This window comes from Pseudomonas sp. TCU-HL1 (genome assembly GCF_001708505.1).
Classification (GTDB): domain Bacteria; phylum Pseudomonadota; class Gammaproteobacteria; order Pseudomonadales; family Pseudomonadaceae; genus Metapseudomonas.
The window spans coordinates 624,718-642,671 of the sequence record NZ_CP015992.1; the positions used below are offsets into that span (position 1 = coordinate 624,718).

The window sequence follows — 17,954 nt, forward strand, 5'->3', positions numbered from 1 at the left end:
ACAAGCGTGCAACTGAAAGACTCCACCCTGTTCCGCCAGCAGGCATATGTAGACGGCGCCTGGGTCGATGCCGACAACGGCCAGACCCTCAAGGTGAGCAACCCGGCCACTGGCGAGCTGATCGGCAGCGTGCCGAAAATGGGCGCCGCCGAGACCCGTCGCGCCATCGAAGCCGCCGAACGCGCCCTGCCAGCCTGGCGTGCGCTGACCGCCAAGGAACGCGCCAACCGGCTGCGCCGCTGGTTCGAACTGATGATGCAGAACCAGGACGACCTGGCCCGCCTGATGACCCTGGAGCAGGGCAAGCCGCTGGTGGAGTCCCGTGGCGAAATTGCCTACGCGGCGTCCTTCCTCGAGTGGTTCGGTGAAGAAGCCAAGCGCGTCTACGGCGACATGATCCCCGGCCACCAGGCCGACAAGCGCCTGATGGTGATCAAGCAGCCCATCGGCGTCACCGCTGCCATCACCCCGTGGAACTTCCCCTCGGCGATGATCACCCGCAAAGCCGGCCCGGCGCTCGCCGCTGGCTGCACCATGGTGCTCAAGCCTGCCTCGCAGACCCCGTACTCCGCCCTGGCCCTGGCCGAACTGGCCGAGCGTGCCGGCATTCCGAAAGGCGTGCTGAACGTGGTCACCGGCAGTGCCGGTGAAGTCGGCGGCGAGCTGACCAGCAACCCCATCGTGCGCAAGCTGACCTTTACCGGTTCCACCGAAATCGGCCGCCAGCTGATGGCCGAATGCGCCAAGGACATCAAGAAGGTGTCGCTGGAACTGGGCGGCAACGCGCCCTTCATCGTCTTCGACGACGCGGACCTGGATGCCGCCGTGGAAGGCGCGCTGATTTCCAAATACCGCAACAACGGCCAGACCTGCGTCTGTGCCAACCGCCTCTATGTGCAGGATGGCGTGTACGACGCCTTCGTCGACAAGCTCCAGGCCGCCGTGGCCCGGCTGAAGATCGGCAACGGTCTGGAAGACGGCATCACCACCGGCCCGCTGATCGACGCCAAGGCCGTGGCCAAGGTCCAGGAGCACATCGAGGACGCCGTCGCCAAGGGCGCCCGTGTCGTTTCCGGCGGAAAGCCGCACAGCCTGGGCGGCACCTTCTTCGAGCCGACCATCCTGGTCGACGTACCGAAAAACGCCGCCGTGGCCAAGGAAGAGACATTCGGTCCGCTGGCGCCGCTGTTCCGCTTCAAGGATGAAGACGAAGTCATCGCCTTCTCCAACGACACCGAGTATGGCCTGGCTGCCTACTTCTATGCCCGCGACCTGGGCCGCGTGTTCCGCGTGGCCGAGGCCCTGGAGTACGGCATCGTCGGCATCAACACCGGGATCATCTCCAACGAAGTGGCGCCCTTCGGCGGTGTCAAGGCCTCGGGCCTGGGCCGCGAAGGCTCCAAGTACGGCATCGATGACTACCTGGAAATCAAATACCTCTGCATCGGCGTGTAAGCACGGCGGATCACAACCCATTCCTGCACCAGAGGTCGCCAGCCGCGCTGGCGACCTCTGGTGTGGTGCGACTGAATATTGGAGTGCGCATGAACACCAACCAGAGCCTGCAACAACGCCGTATGGCCGCCATTCCTCGTGGCGTCGGGCAGATCCACCAGATCTTCGCCGAGCGTGCTGAGAACGCCACCGTGTGGGACGTCGAGGGCCGTGAGTACCTGGACTTCGCCGGTGGCATCGCCGTGCTGAACACCGGCCACCTGCACCCGAAGGTGATGGCCGCCGTCCAGGAACAGCTGGCCAAACTGACCCACACCTGCTTCCACGTGTTCGGCTACGAGCCCTACGTGACCCTGGCCGAGAAGATCAACCAACTGGTGCCGGGCAGCTTCGAGAAGAAGACCCTGCTGGTCACCACCGGTGCCGAAGCTGTTGAGAACGCCATCAAGATCGCCCGCGCCGCCACCGGCCGTAACGGCGTGATTGCCTTCACCGGCGCCTACCACGGCCGCACCCAGTACACCCTGTCGTTGACCGGCAAGGTGGTTCCGTATTCCGCTGGCATGGGCCTGATGCCGGGCGGTGTGTACCGCGCCGAATACCCGAACGCGATGCACGGCGTCTCGGTGGACGATGCGATGGCCAGCATCGAACGCATCTTCAAGAACGACGCCGCACCCAGCGACATCGCCGCGATCATCCTCGAGCCGGTGCAGGGCGAGGGTGGCTTCAATGTCGCGCCGAAGGACTTCATGGCCCGCCTGCGCGCCCTGTGCGACCAGCACGGCATCCTGCTGATCGCCGACGAAGTACAGACCGGCGCCGGCCGCACCGGCACTTTCTTCGCCATGGAACAGATGGGGGTAGCTGCCGACCTGACCACCTTCGCCAAGTCCATCGCCGGTGGTTTCCCGCTGGCGGGCGTATCCGGCCGTGCCAACGTCATGGATGCCGTTGCCCCGGGTGGACTGGGTGGCACCTACGCCGGCAGCCCGATCTCCTGTGCCGCGGCACTGGCGGTGATCGAAGCTTTCGAGAGCGAGAAGCTGCTGGATCGCGCCAAGTCCGTGGGTGAAATCCTCACCGCCGGCCTGCGCCAGATCGGTGAGCGCCACAACAGCCTGGTGGACGTGCGCAACCTCGGCGCCATGGTCGCCGTGGAGCTGTTCGAGGGCGGTGACCTGAGCAAGCCGGCCGCCGAACTCACCGGCAAGGTGGTCGCCAAGGCGCGCGAGAAGGGCCTGATCCTGCTTTCCTGCGGCACCTACTACAACGTCCTGCGCATCCTGGTCCCGCTGACGGTCAGCGATGCTGATCTGGAGCGCGGACTGGCCATTATCGGCGAGTGCTTCGACGAGCTGGCCTGAGGCCTTTGAGTCACCCCTGGTCCCTTGCTCACCCGTCCCTGCCCGGAAACCGTCTCGGGCAGGACGGGCTTTTTTGGGTTCGCGCCGGGCGTTCGCGCGGTGCAAACGTGCACGACAAGAACAAAGGTAATGCCATGCAGTCGCACAAGAAGAACAACCTGAGTCATGGGTTGAAGTCACGGCATGTCACCATGCTTTCCATTGCCGGCGTGATCGGCGCCGGACTCTTCGTTGGCTCCGGTCGGGCCATCGCCGAAGCCGGTCCGGCCACCATCCTGGCCTACATTTTCGCCGGTGGGCTGGTCGTACTGGTCATGCGCATGCTGGCCGAAATGGCCGTCGCCTCGCCGGATACCGGATCCTTCTCCACCTACGCCGACCGTGCCATCGGCAAATGGGCCGGCTACACCATCGGCTGGCTCTACTGGTGGTTCTGGGTCCTGGTGATTCCCATCGAGGCCAACATCGCCGCCACCATCCTCAACACCTGGATACCGCAACTGGATATCTGGGTGTTGTCGCTTGCGATCACCCTGCTGCTGACCGTGACCAACCTGTTCAGCGTGAAGAACTATGGCGAGTTCGAGTTCTGGCTGGCCTTGGTCAAGGTGGCGGCGATCGTCGGCTTCATCATCCTCGGGGCCTGCGCCATTCTTGGCCTGTTGCCCAGCACCGGCGTCAGTGGCGTTTCGCACCTGTGGGACACCGGCGGCTTCATGCCCAACGGCTTCGGCGCGGTGCTCAGCGCGATGCTGATCACCATGTTCTCCTTCCTCGGGGCTGAAGTGGTGACCATCGCGGCGGCCGAGTCCGACGCGGCGGAAAAGCAAATCTCCAAGGCCACCAACTCGGTGATCTGGCGGATCACGCTGTTCTACATCCTGTCGATCTTCATCGTCGTCGCCCTGGTGCCCTGGACCGACCCGCGCCTGGCCAGCGAAGGCTCCTACATCACCGTGCTGGATACGCTCGGCGTGCCTCACGCCAAGGCCATCATCGACGTCGTGGTGCTGACTTCGGTAACCAGCTGCCTCAACTCCTCGCTCTACATCGCATCGCGCATGCTCTATTCCCTGAGCCGTCGCGGCGATGCACCGGCCTGCGCATGCGTCACCACCAGCAGCGGCACCCCGATCTACGCCGTGCTGTTGTCCACCGCCGCCGCCTTCCTGACCGTAATCGCCAACTACCTGGTACCCGCCAAGGTGTTTGGTTTCCTTATGGCCAGTTCCGGCGCCATCGCACTGCTGGTGTACCTGGTCATCGCCATCTCGCAACTGCGCATGCGCAAGCAACTGATCGCCGAAGGCAAGCCGATCCAGTACCGCATGTGGCTGTTCCCCTGGCTGACCTGGGGCGTGATCGCTTTCATCATCAGCGTGCTGGTGGTGATGCTGTTCCGTCCGGACCACCGCATCGAAGTCCTCGCCACCGCCGTGCTGAGCATCCTCGTGGTCTGCTCCGGCCTGCTGGTGACGCGCCGCCGCGCGAAAGAGGAACTTGCCGTGGGTAACCTGCAGGTATCCGAAAGCTGATCCTGCAAACGTAGCCCGGACTTCAGTCCGGGGAGTGCCTGTACCAAGCCCCCGGATTTCAGTCCGGGCTACGTCTCTGATACGTCTTGAAGAGAATCCCCCCTACGAAGCTGTCGGCGCTTTCTCGGGGGCATGACGTCAGATCGCCATTATGGGTAGACGCCAGACTCCTATGGCCGATAAACGCCAGGCGGCTCATTACAGTCCTGGCGAAGCAGAGTCCAGATGCAGCCCTTGTATTCTATCAAGGTGCCGGAGAGCGCCAACGATGAGCGATTCGATGGTCTAGCGCGCCTGGCCAGATGCCATTTCGGCGTCATCGCCGCGCTGGTCACGACTGGCGCCGAGGAACGCCAGCAGGTCAAAGCCAGCGACGGCCTGGCTTTTGGCAAGGCGTCCTGGATCAGTCGCTTTGGGGAACCCCTGGGTTGCACCGACACCGTCCTCGTCGTCCCCGATGCCCATTGCGATGAGCGCTTCCGTAATCACGACCTGGTTGTAGCTGCCCCTAACGTGCGTTTTTTTGCAGGCTGCCCATTGCTGGCCGCAGACGTTGGCGTGCTCGGCATGTTGTGCCTGCTGCACGATCAACCCCGTGAACTGGACGAGGCGCAGCAGCACGTGCTTCGGGAGCTTGCGCTACTGGCTGCCAACCTGCTCGCGCGGGAAGCCGCAGATGCCCGTCTGGCGCGGGAGCTGGATGCGCTGCGCGCGAGCGAAAGGCATGGTCCTGGCCATCGCGGGCAGCGGTACCGGTATCTGGGACCGCAATGCAGTCACCGGCGAGATTCATTATTCCACCGGTTGGAAAGCGATGCTGGGGTATGCCGAGCACGAAGTCGGCAATCGCATCGAGGAGAGCTACAGGCGGGTCCATCCGGCGGACCTCGATTATGTGAAAGCGACAATCCAGGCTCACTTTGACCAGCGAACCGACGCTTACGAAGTGGAACATCGCCTCCGTTGCCGGGACGGGAGCTACAAATGGGTCTGCAGCCGCGGCAAGGTGGTCGAACGCGACGAGGCTGGCAACCCGTTGCGCATGATTGGCACCACCACCGACATCACTGCCATGCGCGCCATGTCCGAGCAGGTCAAGCAGACCGCAGAGCTGATGACCGACCTGACCAACGAGATTCCCGGCATGGTACTTCCAGTACCGCCGTAGTCCGGACGGTACCTCGTTTTTTTTCCTATGTCAGCGCCGGGGTTCGGGATATCTACGGGCTCACGCCGGAGCAACTGGCGGGAAGAGCGGAGGCGCTGCAAGCGATCATCCACCCGGACGACTTGCCGCGATACCTGGCTTCCTTCGAGGCCTCCGCGAAAGACCTGACACCCTGGCACCTCGAGTACCGGGTGCAGCTGCCGGGGCAGGGGATCCTCTGGCGCCAGGGCGATGCGCGCCCCAGGGGGCTGGAGGACGGTGGCGTGCTCTGGCACGGCTTCATCACCGATGTCACCGAACGCAAGCAGATCGAGGCCGAGCTGCAGGTGTTCGCCACCACGGACTTCCTTACCCAGCTGTCCAACAATCGACACTTCATTCAGCTGCTCGAAGCCGAACTGGCGCATGTACAGCGCTCCGCCGGCCACAGCGCGGCCATCTTGATGTTCGACCTGGACCATTTCAAGGCGATCAACGACCGCTGGGGCCACTCCGTGGGTGACCAGGCCCTGCGGCATTTCGCAGCGATCCTGTGGGCGCAGCTGCGCAAGACCGATGCTGCTGGTCGGATGGGGGGTGAAGAGTTTGCGGTGGTGCTGAGCAACGCGAATATCGACGAGGCCATGACCTTCGCCCAGCGCATCCAGCACGAACTCGCCGAGTCACCCGTACTGCATGGCGAGGAGCGAACACATGGCTGACCTGTGCCTGTATAGCTCAACGTAACAGGCATCGGTCCCCAGCGTTTTGTTATGGTAGGCGGGCATCCAAGCTAGGGATCTGAAGAAGACTTCCTGAATCTGGTGAAATACGCCAATCCCGTTGCATGAGTTGCCCGATGAAGCAGATGACCTTCGCCGGCGCTGAGGACGCCGGCAAGCGCAAGCAGACTCGCAAGGAGTTGTTCCTGATCGAGATGGAGCAGGTGGTGCCGTGGCAGGGCTTGCTTGCCCTGATCGAGCCGCACTACCCGAAGGGTGAAGGCGGTCGTCCGGCCTATTCGTTGCTGGCGATGCTGCGCGTGCACCTGCTGCAGAACTGGTTCGGCTACAGCGATCCGGCGATGGAGGAGGCGCTGTACGAAACCACTATCCTGCGCCAGTTTGCCGGGCTGAGCCTGGCGCGCATTCCCGACGACACCACCCTCCTCAACTTCCGCCGCCTGCTGGAGAAGCACGAGCTGGCGGCTGGGATTCTGGCGGTGATCAATGGCTACCTGGGCGACCGCGGCCTGCCGCTACGCCAGGGCACCATCGTCGATGCCACGCTGATCCAGGCGCCGAGTTCGACCAAGCACCAGGACGGCCAGTGCGACCCGGACATGCACCAGACCAAGCAGGGCAACCAGTGGTATTTCGGCGCGAAAGCGCACATTGGCGCCGACGATGAATCGGGACTGGTGCACAGTGTGGTGGTCACGGCGGCCAATGTCGCGGACGTCACCCAGGTCGACCAGCTGCTGCATGGCGAGAAGAACGTGGTGTGTGCCGATGCGGGCTACACCGGGGTCGAGAAGCGTGAAGAGCATTCGGGGCGCCAGGTCATCTGGCAAATTACGGCCTGGCGCAGCACCTACCAGCAGCTGGGCAAGCGCAGCGCCTTGTACAAGGCGATCCGCAAGATTGAGAAGGCCAAGGCCCAGATCCGCGCCAAGGTCGAACACCCCTTCCGCGTGATCAAACGGCAGTTTGGCTACACCAAGGTACGTTTCCGTGGGCTGATGAAGAACACCGCACAACTGGTGACGCTGTTCGCGCTGTCGAACCTGTGGATGGCGCGCCGGCATGTGCTGGCCACTACAGGCGAGGTGCGTCTGTAATGCGGAAACTGGCCGTCGCGAGATGCCCGCGGCGGCGAAAAAGATAGGGAAGCGCTGATGATCTGAGTGTTTTTGATCGATTGGCCGCTTTCAAAAATCGGCGGGCGCTGAAGTCAGCCAGGAATACGTGGCTATTTCAGACCATCCCTAACAATGCCAACCCTGCGTCGCTGCGCTCCGACTGCCTGTCCGAATGACCGTGGAACAGGTGTCCGGATCTGCGTGGACTGAGTGTCCGAATGGCGTGGAATCCGCACCCATAATCCGCTTCGGCGTTAAAACCCAAGGCAGGAGCCGTATGCGGTAATTCCGCACGTACGGATCTGTGTGGGGGGGGGGCAGGTGACTGCCATTCCTACCGCGACCTGAAAACGGGCGAGATAGATCTTTTTGAAAAGCCTTCTAGTGAGCGGAAGCCTTTAGAGAAGCTTGAGCTGGCATTAAACATTGTGCGGAAATGCGCGCACAAAAGCTTGTCAAGAACGAGTGCGAAGGGTGTATCTTGTGTCTGGCGGAAAGGGAGTGGGAGGTATTTTTTAATGGTATAAGGTATGACTAGTAAGGAAGTTGCATGTCATCTAAGATTTAGAAAGAGGGCTGTTGATATCCATTGGTCCCGTGTCATGGGAAGCTGGGCGCATCAACTTTTTCAGAGCTCATAAAAAATTGGATTGCCTTTGAGGTGGGAGGGGGATTTGAGGGCGGAGGGCTTACCATATTTATAGGTGTCTATGCCTGTTGAAGTTTTCTTGATTGTGAGTGCTCTAATGTGAGTTGTTATTATTTGTGATGTTAGTGTCTCTGTGGCTTATTGAGAAGGTAAAACTGACCTTGATGGTGGTTCTTTCTGATTTTTGCAAGGGGGTGTTGATGAGTCTTGTGGAAACCTTGCGGTCCATGGCCTTCAATTGTGAGTTGGCCTCTGAGCTTCTAGTTGAGCTTTCTGTTTCGGCTAGTGACAATGATCTATCGATACTTGCAATAAGCATGTCAGATCAACTGATTGAGAACGTCAGGGAGCTCGATGGATTGATTGATGAGTTAATTGAAGTGGTGCGGTAAATTCTCCATAAATTCCATGTTCAAATGAAGTAAGTGCATAGGAAGGTTTGAAGGCATCCATCTCTACCTTAAATTTCCGAAAGTCCATTGATGGCCTGGCGGCCCTAGTGGAGTTGGGCATCAAGGTGGCAGTGTTCGCCCCGGTTTTGTTTGTATTCCTCAACAACTCGGGATGAGCTACAACGCCGTCGTCATGAACCCGTTTGGGTTCAGGGCGGTGGCTCAATCGTGTGGTCAGCGGCTATTTCAACTACAACGCCGTGCCAGGGAATCTGGCATGTCTGAACGGCTTCAGAACAGCAATATGTCGATACTGGGTACGCGACGGCCTTAACGTGATCATCGGCGGCCCCACCGGCGTCGGCAAAACCTGGCTGGCCTGCGCCCTGGCTCACAAGGCCTCGGCTGTCCAGCGTTGCAGGGTGCGCAGGGATATACCCAGCTCTTCGCAGGCCACGGCTTTACGGGCCCCGGTCGCCACGGCTTCAGTCATCCAGTCAACGAATTGCTGCCGTCCTGGCAACGAGGTCAGCTGTCCTCGCTGTCGTCGCCCCAGTAGGCATTGAGCTTTTTTCGCAGCACCAGGATCGCGGCAGCCTCAGCCAGCGCCTTGTCCTTACGGCGCAGCTCGCGCTCCAGTTCACGGATGCGTTTCTTGTCGGCACGCGCCTGCTCGCGCTCGGCCTGCCGACGCAGCGGGCAAGTGAGATCGATCAACTGCTGCCGCATCAGTGGATACCTGCCTGAATCACGCAAGGTGAGTTCGGCGTACGCTTAGTGCGCCAGTTAAAGCTGGCGGAGGATAGTCGATGAAAGTTCGATACTGGTAAGAAATGGCGAATCAACCAGACCCCGAGTCATGCATGTTGCACCGTGAGGTGCAGGGTGAAGCGTTGACAGGGGAAACCGATGGGCCAGCCATTGAGCCGCGTAATCAGGAATCCGGGATGCCGATGCTGTTAAGCGAAGCAGAAGGCAACACGGAGCATGGCGCTATACGCCAGTCATGCTCTGATCCCGCGCGGTCGGAGACCCTGCGCACGTCGGGAAGTCCTTCGTACAGAAACTGGGAGATCTCAGCGGTGCCCGGTGCGCGAGCACCGGGCGGGGCAGGCAAGGCCAAAAGCCGTAACCCTGCCGTCCACGTCGCTGAGAAGTCGGATACGTCCGTAGTACCTGAGAAACCATCGAACAAAGGGCTTGCCCCGGCGGAGATGGTGGAGGAAAGGGACGTAGCCAAGGGAAACACCGACAGGCCCCCCGCGCCCCGGACACTGAGCCGGATCAGTTGCGCGTCGATGGGACTTGAAGGTGTACGTGAAGCAGCCCGAAGGAACAAGGGTATGCAGTTCACGGCATTGCTGCACCACATCACACCGCAGTTATTGGCGCAGAGCTTCTACGCGCTGCGCCGCAATGCGGCGGTGGGGGTGGGACGGCATCTCGTGGCGGGAATACGAAGGAAATCTTCACCAACGGGTGAGCACCTTGCACGCAAGGCTCCACAGTGGAGCCTATCGGGCAACGCCGTCACGGCGGGTCTATATCCCCAAAGCTGACGGTAGGCAGCGTCCGCTGGGCATTGCCTCTTTGGAGGACAAGATCGTACAGCAGGCAGTCGTTACTGTTCTGAATGCGATCTATGAAGAGGACTTTCTAGGTTTCTCGTATGGGTTTCGGCCGGGACGTAGCCAGCACGATGCGCTGGATGCGTTGACGGTCGCGCTCAAGGGCCAGAAGGTGAACTGGATATTAGAACGGATATCACGTCGTTCTTTGATGAGATCGACCATGAATGGATGCTGATGTTTCTAGGACACCGAATTGCAGACCGGCGCATGCTCGGACTCATCTGCAAATGGCTTCAAGCGGGAGTAATGGAGGATGGCCGTAGGTTGGCTGCGACCAAAGGGACTCCCCAAGGCGCAGTGATATCGCCGTTGCTGGCGAATATCTATCTTCACTACGTGCTGGATCTGTGGGCAAGGCAGTGGCGCCAGCGGCATGCCCGTGGCGATGTGATCGTTGTGCGCTACGCGGACGACAGCGTGGTGGGTTTCAGGACGCAATGGCAGGCTCAGCAGTTTCTGGTGCAATTGCAGGAACGCTTGGCCCGGTTCGGTTTATCCCTCAATGCCTCGAAGACACGGCTGATTGAGTTTGGTCGTTTCGCGGCTGAGAATCGCAGGCGGCGAGGGCTAGGTAAACCGGAGACGTTCGATTTCCTGGGATTCACGCACTGTTGTAGTACCAACAGAAGCGGTGGGTTTCAAATCCGGCGACTGACGGTAAAGAAGCGGATGCGTGCGACGCTGCTGGCTATTCGGGAAGAACTGAAGCGCCGACGTCACGAGTCTGTTCCAGTCGTAGGTCAGTGGCTTGCCCGGGTGGTCAGTGGATATTTTAACTACCACGCGGTGCCGGGAAATCTGATACGACTTGGCGGCTTTCGGTTGGCGGTATGTCGCCTTTGGCGGCAAGCCCTCAAGCGGCGCAGCCAGCGTAACCGACTCCAATGGTCGCGCTTTGGACGCCTTGCAGACCTTTATATTCCGAGTCCCAGAAATGCACATCCTTACCCAGAGGATCGCTTCGCGTCACGTACCTGAGGCAGGAGCCGTATGCGGTAGTTCCGCACGTACGGATCTGTGCGGGGGGTGGCAGGTAACTGCCATTCCTACCGCGACCGGTGTGATGCCCGGCTGCTTACTTAGAGACGGCCTGTCAGACACGTAGTCATAGCGCGCTGCTTGCCGAAGTTCAGGGCATCTTCTGGATCTACGCGGAGGACACCGAGCGCTTTACACAGATCGCTCTCGAAATACAGGTGCTCCGATTTGAGCCTGCCGTCAGTTAAATACACCCCTACAAACACAACCTCCACAACACCATAAAACAATCCCAGTATGACGGAGCAGGAACGATCGTTGCTAGCCTCGACGATATGTTCTTTGGCGTCCGGATACTTGCTGTTGAACTGCTGGTAGACGTAGCTGCGGTCCATTCGTTCCTCCTTCCAAGCTCCATACCGACTCAATTAATAGTCCATTTCACTCCATAGTTCAACCAGTCGTTCCTAGAGAAAATCAAGTCCAGCGCGAGGCCTATCCTGTTAAAGGAGGTGTTGGTGGTGATTGTACTGGTGTGGAGTTGGTGGTCGCGTGATCGATTTTTACTCTCTCAGGTCGCTTGGCGTAAATGGTTTACTCGTCATGATTTTTTTCCCATATGACCTTCTCGAGATGCTCGTTGATCGCGGATATGACATGTTCTTCTAGTTTGTTATCGGTCCATGGCTTGGAGATAAATCTATAGATGCCAAGTTCGTTGATGGCTTTTTCTAGCGTGTTGGTTTCTGCGTGTGCGCTCAAGAGAACTCTGGCAGCTAGGGGTTGACGCTGCTTGGTGTGTTTTAGGTAGGTTATGCCGTCCATTATTGGCATCTTGTAATCTGCAATTACTACCGCGTACTCATTGGTTTTTAGTGCCTGTAATGCTGTGTGAGGGTTCGTGAATGTTTGTACTTCGTACCATTTGTTTCTAAGGCGACGCTCGATTGCTAGTAGGGTGTTTTGGGAGTCATCAACTATTTGGATTTTTATCATTGCTTTGGCTCCTGATGTTCTGTTAATTGATCTTGAGTGTTAAGGTGATGGGCGTGCTGGTGAGTTTTTGTAATTGGGTGTCTATCAATTGATGTGATCCAGATATTTTCTAGGTCGAGCGATTATCGGTTTCGCTTAAGTTGGTTTAGGTTTCAGGTGATGGGATGGATTTAACCCGAAAGTAATCATCTCCTCATTCCTGGGGAGGCTCTTTAGAGGCTACCAGTTCATTATGGAAGAACGCCTCGGAAACTGTTGATCGTAGCTGATTGTCGTCCCATGGTTTGGTAAGGAATTTATAGATGGCGCCTTGGTTGATCGCATCAGTAACTGTCTTCAGATCTGTGTAGCCCGAAAGGACCATTCGGACAGTGTCAGGATAGAGATCTTTAACACGGCTTAGGAACTCGGTGCCGCTCATTTCAGGCATGCGCTGGTCGGACAGAATGACCTGAACCTCATACTTGGCTAATAGGCCGAAAGCATCTTGCGCCCTAGTGGCAGTCAGGATCTGGTACCCATCGCGGCGCAATACGCGAGTCATAGCGCGCAGGATGTTTTCTTCATCGTCCAGCAATAATAGGGTTTGTTTGGTTTTTTCTGCGGAAAGACTTTTCAGGTAACCTGCTGGCCGAGTCTGATGCTCTCGAAGAAACGCTTCCAGTTGCTCGAAAGGCATTGGTCGTGCAAAGTAGTAACCCTGATATTCATCGCAGCGGCTCTTATTCAGGAAAGCATACTGGGACTCCGTCTCAACGCCCTCGGCAATGACCTTGATTCGAAGAAGATGGGCCATCGAGATGATTCCTTGTGTGATGGCTGCATCGTGATGGTCACTGATAATCTCCTGAACGAAGGCCCGGTCTATCTTTACTTTGTCTATCGGCAGGTGTTTTAGGTAGTTCAAGCTGGAGAATCCCGTGCCGAAGTCATCAATTGAGAGACGTACCCCAAGGATCTTTAACTCTTGTAGTCTAGCAATAGCGCGCTCGGCGTCAGCCAACAGTACGGTTTCAGTAATCTCGAGCTCCAGCAGTTCGGCCGGCAAGCGTGCTTCTTGCAGTATGTGACGAATGCTGTCGACGAAGTTGTTGCGCTGGAAGTGTACGGCCGAGATGTTTACCGCTACTGCTGTTCCACTCAGACCGAGGTCGAGCAGGCGACGGCAGGTGCGACAGGCGGTAGCCAATACCCATTCGCTCAAGGGAATGATCTGTCCCGTTTGCTCGGCGATGGGTATGAACTGTGCCGGAGAAACATTTCCGAGCTGTGGATGCTTCCAACGTAAGAGTGCTTCATACCCGGTCACTTTACCGGTGCGTCCGTCAATCTGCGGCTGGTAATTGAGGGTGAAGTCATTAGTATCGATTGCTTTTTGCAGCGCGTTACGCAGCGTGACCCGTTCGTTGACCTTTTGCTCCAGATCGCTCGTGTACCATTGATAGCAGTTGCGGCCCTCATTCTTAGCCTTGTACATCGCTAGGTCTGCCTGTTGGATCAGTTGCAAAGGCTGCTCGAGCTCTCTTTCACTGATGGCGATCCCTAGGCTCGCGGTCACGTGAAGTTCATGTCCCTCAATATTATAGGGGCGGCTAACACTTTCGATGACCCGATCAGCCACATTGAGCACATCTTCGGCGTGAGCAAGGTCGGGCAAAACGAGGATGAATTCGTCTCCGCCAAGACGGGATACGGTATCGCCCGCCCTGACTTGCTGTGACAAGCGGCTCCCTACTTCAATCAGCATTAGATCACCAACGACATGCCCCATGGAGTCGTTGATTGGCTTGAAGCCATCCAGATCGATGAAGATGACAGCCAATTGGCGATCATATCGTCGGCTGATCTGCCAGCCTTGGCGCAGGCGGTCTTCCAGCAGAGAGCGATTGGGCAATCCGGTCAAAACGTCATGACTGGCGTTGTAGGCCAATTCCGATTCGAAACGTTTCCGCTCGGAGATGTCGCTCTGTACCCCAATAAAGTGGGTGATTTCGCCCTGCTCATTGGGCACTGGGGCAATGTAGACATCGTTCCAGAAGGGTGTGCCGTCCTTACGGAAGTTGCGCAGTACCACGTGCGTCTCGCGCTTTTCCATCAGGGCTTGACGAACTTCGCTTATGCCCTCCTGGTGCCGGTCTTGGCCCTGTAAGAAGCGGCAGTTTCGCCCCAGGACTTCCTCTGCGGCATAGCCAGTCATGCGCTCGAAAGCCGGGTTGGCATAAATGATCGGCAGATCTTCGCCTATTGCATCGCAGATCAGGATGCCATTGTGACTGGCTTCGATACTGCGCTTGAGCAAGCGCATGCGCTGTTCCGACTCTCGGGCCAGGGTGATGTCTCTAAATGCGACGACCCAGCCTTCGATCGTGTTGAATCGGAGCAGCGGTGCGCAATCGTAGGCGATGTGTTTTGCGTTGGAGAGACTCAGTTCGCCATGGTATTCACCGCGCTCGGTGGAGGTATCTGCAGAGAAGCCCAGATTAATGGGAAGGTGTGCGATCAGGGGCTGTCCCAACAATGTAGGAATGCTGAGCTCCAAGATGCTGGCAGCAGCCGGGTTCACGAAGTTCAGTCTGCCATCTCTATCAACCGCTAACAGGCCTTCGACTACGCTATTCGTGATGGCTGATGTGAAGTCCAATTGCTCTTGCAGTCTGCGCTCCCCAGCGAGTATGCGACGTAATAGTCGATTGTTTTCAATGGCCGCCACGGCCATTTGAGAAAATTGTTGAGCAATGGCCAGATCGTCTTGGTCGAAATCTCCCTCGAACTTGTCTGAGAGCTGAAAAAGCCCGAGGTTATTGCCGGACGGATCAATCAGTGGCGCGGCCAGCCAACCTCGCATTGGCGGGTGGTGATTCTGTTGATCACTAAATTGTTGCCAAGTCGGATGCGCCTCCAGTTCTGCCTGTGACATGACAACAGGAAGATTATGAGTGCAAACCAGGGTGTAGATGCTTTTGCCGGAGAGGGGGGCGTTGTAGTTGTCCCATGCCGCATACTTTTCAGAAAATGACACTGCATTGATCGCCTGGTCCCAATCGTCCACTTTGGTTATGCTGACCACACATTGGTGAGCTCCAATCAGAAGTCTCAGGCGCTCGGTCATGAACTTGAGAAGTTCTTGCTGGTCGAATATGGCCCCAATTTTCACTGCGGCTTCGCTCAGACCCCGCAGTAGATCGGCTTTACGCTGCGATTGCTTGAGAGTGTGCTCCAGAGTCCGTGTCATCTGATTGCGTTCGCCAATATCCTTGGCTATTCCGAATACCCCCACAATCTGCTCGTCGACTACGATCGGGAGGTTGATAACGTCTAATTCCAGCCTGCGCTTTCCAGATGATCTGCCGCTCAGCTCGAAGTGCCGGGCATCGCCGCCTAGTACTCCAAGGAATTGCTCTCTTACATGGTCTACTTGATCGGTATCGATGAGTTCGGAAAAAGATTTGCCGTATGCTTCCCTTTTCTCGATGCCCAGCAGGTCGCAACCAGCCTGGTTCAGGCTGAGGAGTCGTCCATTGCAATCAAATGAGAAGACTGGGTCGGGGTTGAAGGTGAAAAGAGAGCGATAACGTTGCTCGCTCTCTTCTAGGCGACGGCGATCAACTTGTCGCTCAATGGCAATCGATGCTAGTTGCGCCGCAGTTTCGATCAATTGCTGCGCCTGAAAATCTGGTTCTCCCGGGTGACGAAGGTAAATGGCGAAAGTGCCTAGTATTTCACCGCCATGGGCCAGGAGCGGCATCGACCAGCAGGCTTTCAGTCCGTGCGCAATTGCTACCTCTCGGTATTCATCCCACAAGGGATCGAGGGTTATGTCAGCAGAGATTATGGTTTCCTTGCGGAATGCTGCAGTTCCGCATGCCCCCTTGTGGGGGCCGATAGAAAGACCGTCAATTGCGCTGTTGTAGCTGTCGGGCAAGCTTGGCGCTGCTCCCAGTCGAAGACAATTCCTCTCATGGTCCAACTGAAGTATCGAGCAGAGTGACCCAGGCAGCTGTGCTTCGCTCATCAGGCAGATGGAGTCGAACGTATCAGCTATGGGTTGATCAGCGGAGATCATTCCTAATATGTCTCGCTGATCGTTGACGTAGGCTTCATGAAGCATCAGGGCGGTTACATCGTGAGCCACCGCGAAAAGTGTCTGCTCGGTTTCCAGCCAGCTCATCGACCACCTCAGGTAAACAATACGCCCATCCTTGCGGCGATAGCGATTAAGTATCGGTTCTCTGGTCTGGCCGGTCATAATGGCCCTGAGTTCGACAAGGGTGCGGGCGTGGTCTTCAGCTACGACGTAGTCGAGGTGGTGTTGGCCAATGAGCTCATCCGGTGTGTACCCAAGGACCGTCAAGCTGGAGGGACTGATCTGAATGAAGCGCTGGTGCTGGTCGATGGAGCAAAGTACGTCCATGGAGTGATCCATGATGCGCTGTTTCTGTTCTTGTAGCCTTGCTTGATGCTCCAGGCTTTTTTCAAGTTTTAGGTTGCTTTGGCGGAGGCGTTCATTATGTTCAGCTGTCAGTCGCACCAGACTTTGGCTGATGATTATGAAAATACTGCAACCGATGCCGAATAACAGCACGAGGGGGGGCAGGTAGTAAATATCCGGGTCACTCCGGCTCAAATCAAACGCACTGACCAGTCGCCAATTCTCATGATTGGGCAGCGTTGCTGATTGCTTACTCCAGGCTGTCAGAAGTTTCTTTTCTGCACTGGCTGCCGAGCGATAGATAGGTTTTTCGCCCTCGAAGACTTGAAGTATGAAGCTATCCAGGTTCGCGCCAAGTCGCTCTTGTATGGTCGCGCCAATATTCAGGCTGGCGACCAGGACATGCGATGGATCATGAGCTAGGCTCAGTGGCGTCGCGATCAGGGCGATGGGTCTGCTTCTGCTGTCCATATAGACACGGCTCATTCGCGCTGATTGGCCGCGCTGAACGTCTTGCAGCCATTGACGAGACTCGGTCTGCCCGATGAGCTGCTTAAACCATGCCTCGTCGATGGCATCTCGCCCCTTTTGATGTTCAGGCTGCAACTCGGGTCCAAGCACAGCAATGAAATTTAGATTGGGGAAGTCTCGCAAGTAGCTCGATGTTTCTTGTCGTAACAATTGATCGGGTGGCAGTTCGTCAAGCGCCTGCCATCGCTCCGCCATGCGCTGCATCAGGGTCATGCTAGAGTCCACGCTGTCAGCAATGGATTCGGTGGCTTGATGAAGCATCGCGTGACCCTGACGGGAAATCAGATTGAGCCCGTGCAGTGTTAGCAGGTACCAACTGATGCAGGTGAGCAGTATGCAGCTAAAGCCCAGGGTTAGAGGTCGATAGTCCAGCTCCCTCGTCCGTTTTCTGGCGTGGGCGCGAAGCAGAAGTGACGAGATACCCAGCAGGACGCTGAGCAGGCTGGCCATCCCGGTGGTTTCTTCCCGAAATGCGATACGCATCACGGGTAGTTCGGGAACAATGAATGATACTTGCGACCAGAGACCCAGGCCGATCATCGCTATACCCGATGCGATGCCCATCCACTGCAAGCCTTGAGTACGCCTCCATAAAAGACTTGCTCCTAGCAGTAGCCCCAGCATTGCCGCTTCGCTTCGAATTCTAGGGGCTTTGCTAAGGACTGAAAGCCCTTGGTCTTGTCCCCCGGCAAGGTAGTTGTGGGCAAGGCTATAGAGAGAAAAGGCGAGCAGCATGATGCTCAGGACGATGAGACTGCTTCGCCATTGTCGGATGGCTGCGAGCAAGGAGCAACCCAGCAATGCTATAAGTAGCGCGCCGTCTGGAAGTATCACCATGTTGTTCGGTGATGCATCTTCTTGTAACCGCACGCCGATCTGCGCAATGCCTCCCAATGCAATCAGAGCAAATGCAAGCGTATGCAGGAAGGAGTCAGAAATCAGATATCTGGTTGAGTGTCTCATCATGTCCAGTGAGATGTTGG

Annotated in this window: 8 protein-coding genes and 4 pseudogenes; 8 read left to right on the forward strand and 4 right to left on the reverse strand. The window is 57.5% G+C overall.

The annotated features are described in order from the left end of the window. Positions 1 to 6: 6 nt before the first annotated feature. The 7 genes and pseudogenes from gabD to THL1_RS29455 all read left to right on the forward strand — a co-directional run. Entirely contained in the window at positions 7 to 1,455 is a 1,449-nt protein-coding gene (gene gabD, locus THL1_RS02820) for an NADP-dependent succinate-semialdehyde dehydrogenase (RefSeq protein WP_069081862.1), read from the forward strand. A gap of 89 nt (positions 1,456 to 1,544) precedes the next feature. Beyond that, entirely contained in the window at positions 1,545 to 2,822 is a 1,278-nt protein-coding gene (gabT, locus tag THL1_RS02825; protein WP_069081863.1) for a 4-aminobutyrate--2-oxoglutarate transaminase, read from the forward strand. A gap of 134 nt (positions 2,823 to 2,956) precedes the next feature. Further along, on the forward strand, positions 2,957 to 4,357 hold the full coding sequence (gene gabP, locus THL1_RS02830) for a GABA permease (RefSeq protein WP_069081864.1): 1,401 nt from the start codon (positions 2,957 to 2,959) through the stop codon (positions 4,355 to 4,357). Positions 4,358 to 4,582: 225 nt separating this feature from the next. Next, a pseudogene (locus tag THL1_RS31230) lies at positions 4,583 to 6,214 on the forward strand (sensor domain-containing diguanylate cyclase); the annotation flags it as partial. Between the two features lie 149 nt (positions 6,215 to 6,363). After that, a complete protein-coding gene (locus tag THL1_RS02850; protein WP_069081868.1) occupies positions 6,364 to 7,344 on the forward strand; it encodes an IS5 family transposase in 981 nt (326 codons plus the stop codon). 795 nt (positions 7,345 to 8,139) lie between these two features. After that, entirely contained in the window at positions 8,140 to 8,406 is a 267-nt protein-coding gene (locus THL1_RS02855; protein ID WP_145928249.1) for a hypothetical protein, read from the forward strand. 314 nt (positions 8,407 to 8,720) lie between these two features. After that, positions 8,721 to 8,807, forward strand: a pseudogene (locus THL1_RS29455) (ATP-binding protein); the annotation flags it as partial. 2 nt (positions 8,808 to 8,809) lie between these two features. Here THL1_RS29455 and THL1_RS29460 read toward each other — a convergent pair. Further along, positions 8,810 to 9,087, reverse strand: a pseudogene (locus THL1_RS29460) (IS3 family transposase); the annotation flags it as partial. 662 nt (positions 9,088 to 9,749) lie between these two features. On the opposite strand from THL1_RS29460, the pseudogene ltrA reads away from it, so the two are divergent. Beyond that, positions 9,750 to 11,074 (forward strand): annotated as a pseudogene (ltrA, locus tag THL1_RS02865) (group II intron reverse transcriptase/maturase). 42 nt (positions 11,075 to 11,116) lie between these two features. Here the strand turns inward: ltrA and THL1_RS02870 are convergent. The 3 genes from THL1_RS02870 to THL1_RS31090 all read right to left on the reverse strand — a co-directional run bounded on the left by THL1_RS02870 (position 11,117) and on the right by THL1_RS31090 (position 17,934). Then, entirely contained in the window at positions 11,117 to 11,410 is a 294-nt protein-coding gene (locus THL1_RS02870; RefSeq protein ID WP_069081870.1) for a hypothetical protein, read from the reverse strand. A 199-nt stretch (positions 11,411 to 11,609) separates the two neighbouring features. Next, positions 11,610 to 12,011: a response regulator gene (locus tag THL1_RS02875; protein WP_069081871.1), complete on the reverse strand. Its 402-nt coding sequence runs from the start codon at positions 12,009 to 12,011 to the stop codon at positions 11,610 to 11,612. A 193-nt stretch (positions 12,012 to 12,204) separates the two neighbouring features. After that, on the reverse strand, positions 12,205 to 17,934 hold the full coding sequence (locus THL1_RS31090) for an EAL domain-containing protein (RefSeq protein WP_069086390.1): 5,730 nt from the start codon (positions 17,932 to 17,934) through the stop codon (positions 12,205 to 12,207). Between the last annotated feature and the right edge of the window lie 20 nt (positions 17,935 to 17,954).

Coding starts and splice junctions, on each gene's coding strand:
- gabT (WP_069081863.1), top strand. CDS start 1,545: ATGAACACCAACCAGAGCCTGCAACAACGCCGTATGGCCGCCATTCCT.
- gabP (WP_069081864.1), top strand. CDS start 2,957: ATGCAGTCGCACAAGAAGAACAACCTGAGTCATGGGTTGAAGTCACGG.
- THL1_RS02850 (WP_069081868.1), top strand. CDS start 6,364: ATGAAGCAGATGACCTTCGCCGGCGCTGAGGACGCCGGCAAGCGCAAG.
- THL1_RS02870 (WP_069081870.1), bottom strand. CDS start 11,410: ATGGACCGCAGCTACGTCTACCAGCAGTTCAACAGCAAGTATCCGGAC.
- THL1_RS02875 (WP_069081871.1), bottom strand. CDS start 12,011: ATGATAAAAATCCAAATAGTTGATGACTCCCAAAACACCCTACTAGCA.
- THL1_RS31090 (WP_069086390.1), bottom strand. CDS start 17,934: ATGAGACACTCAACCAGATATCTGATTTCTGACTCCTTCCTGCATACG.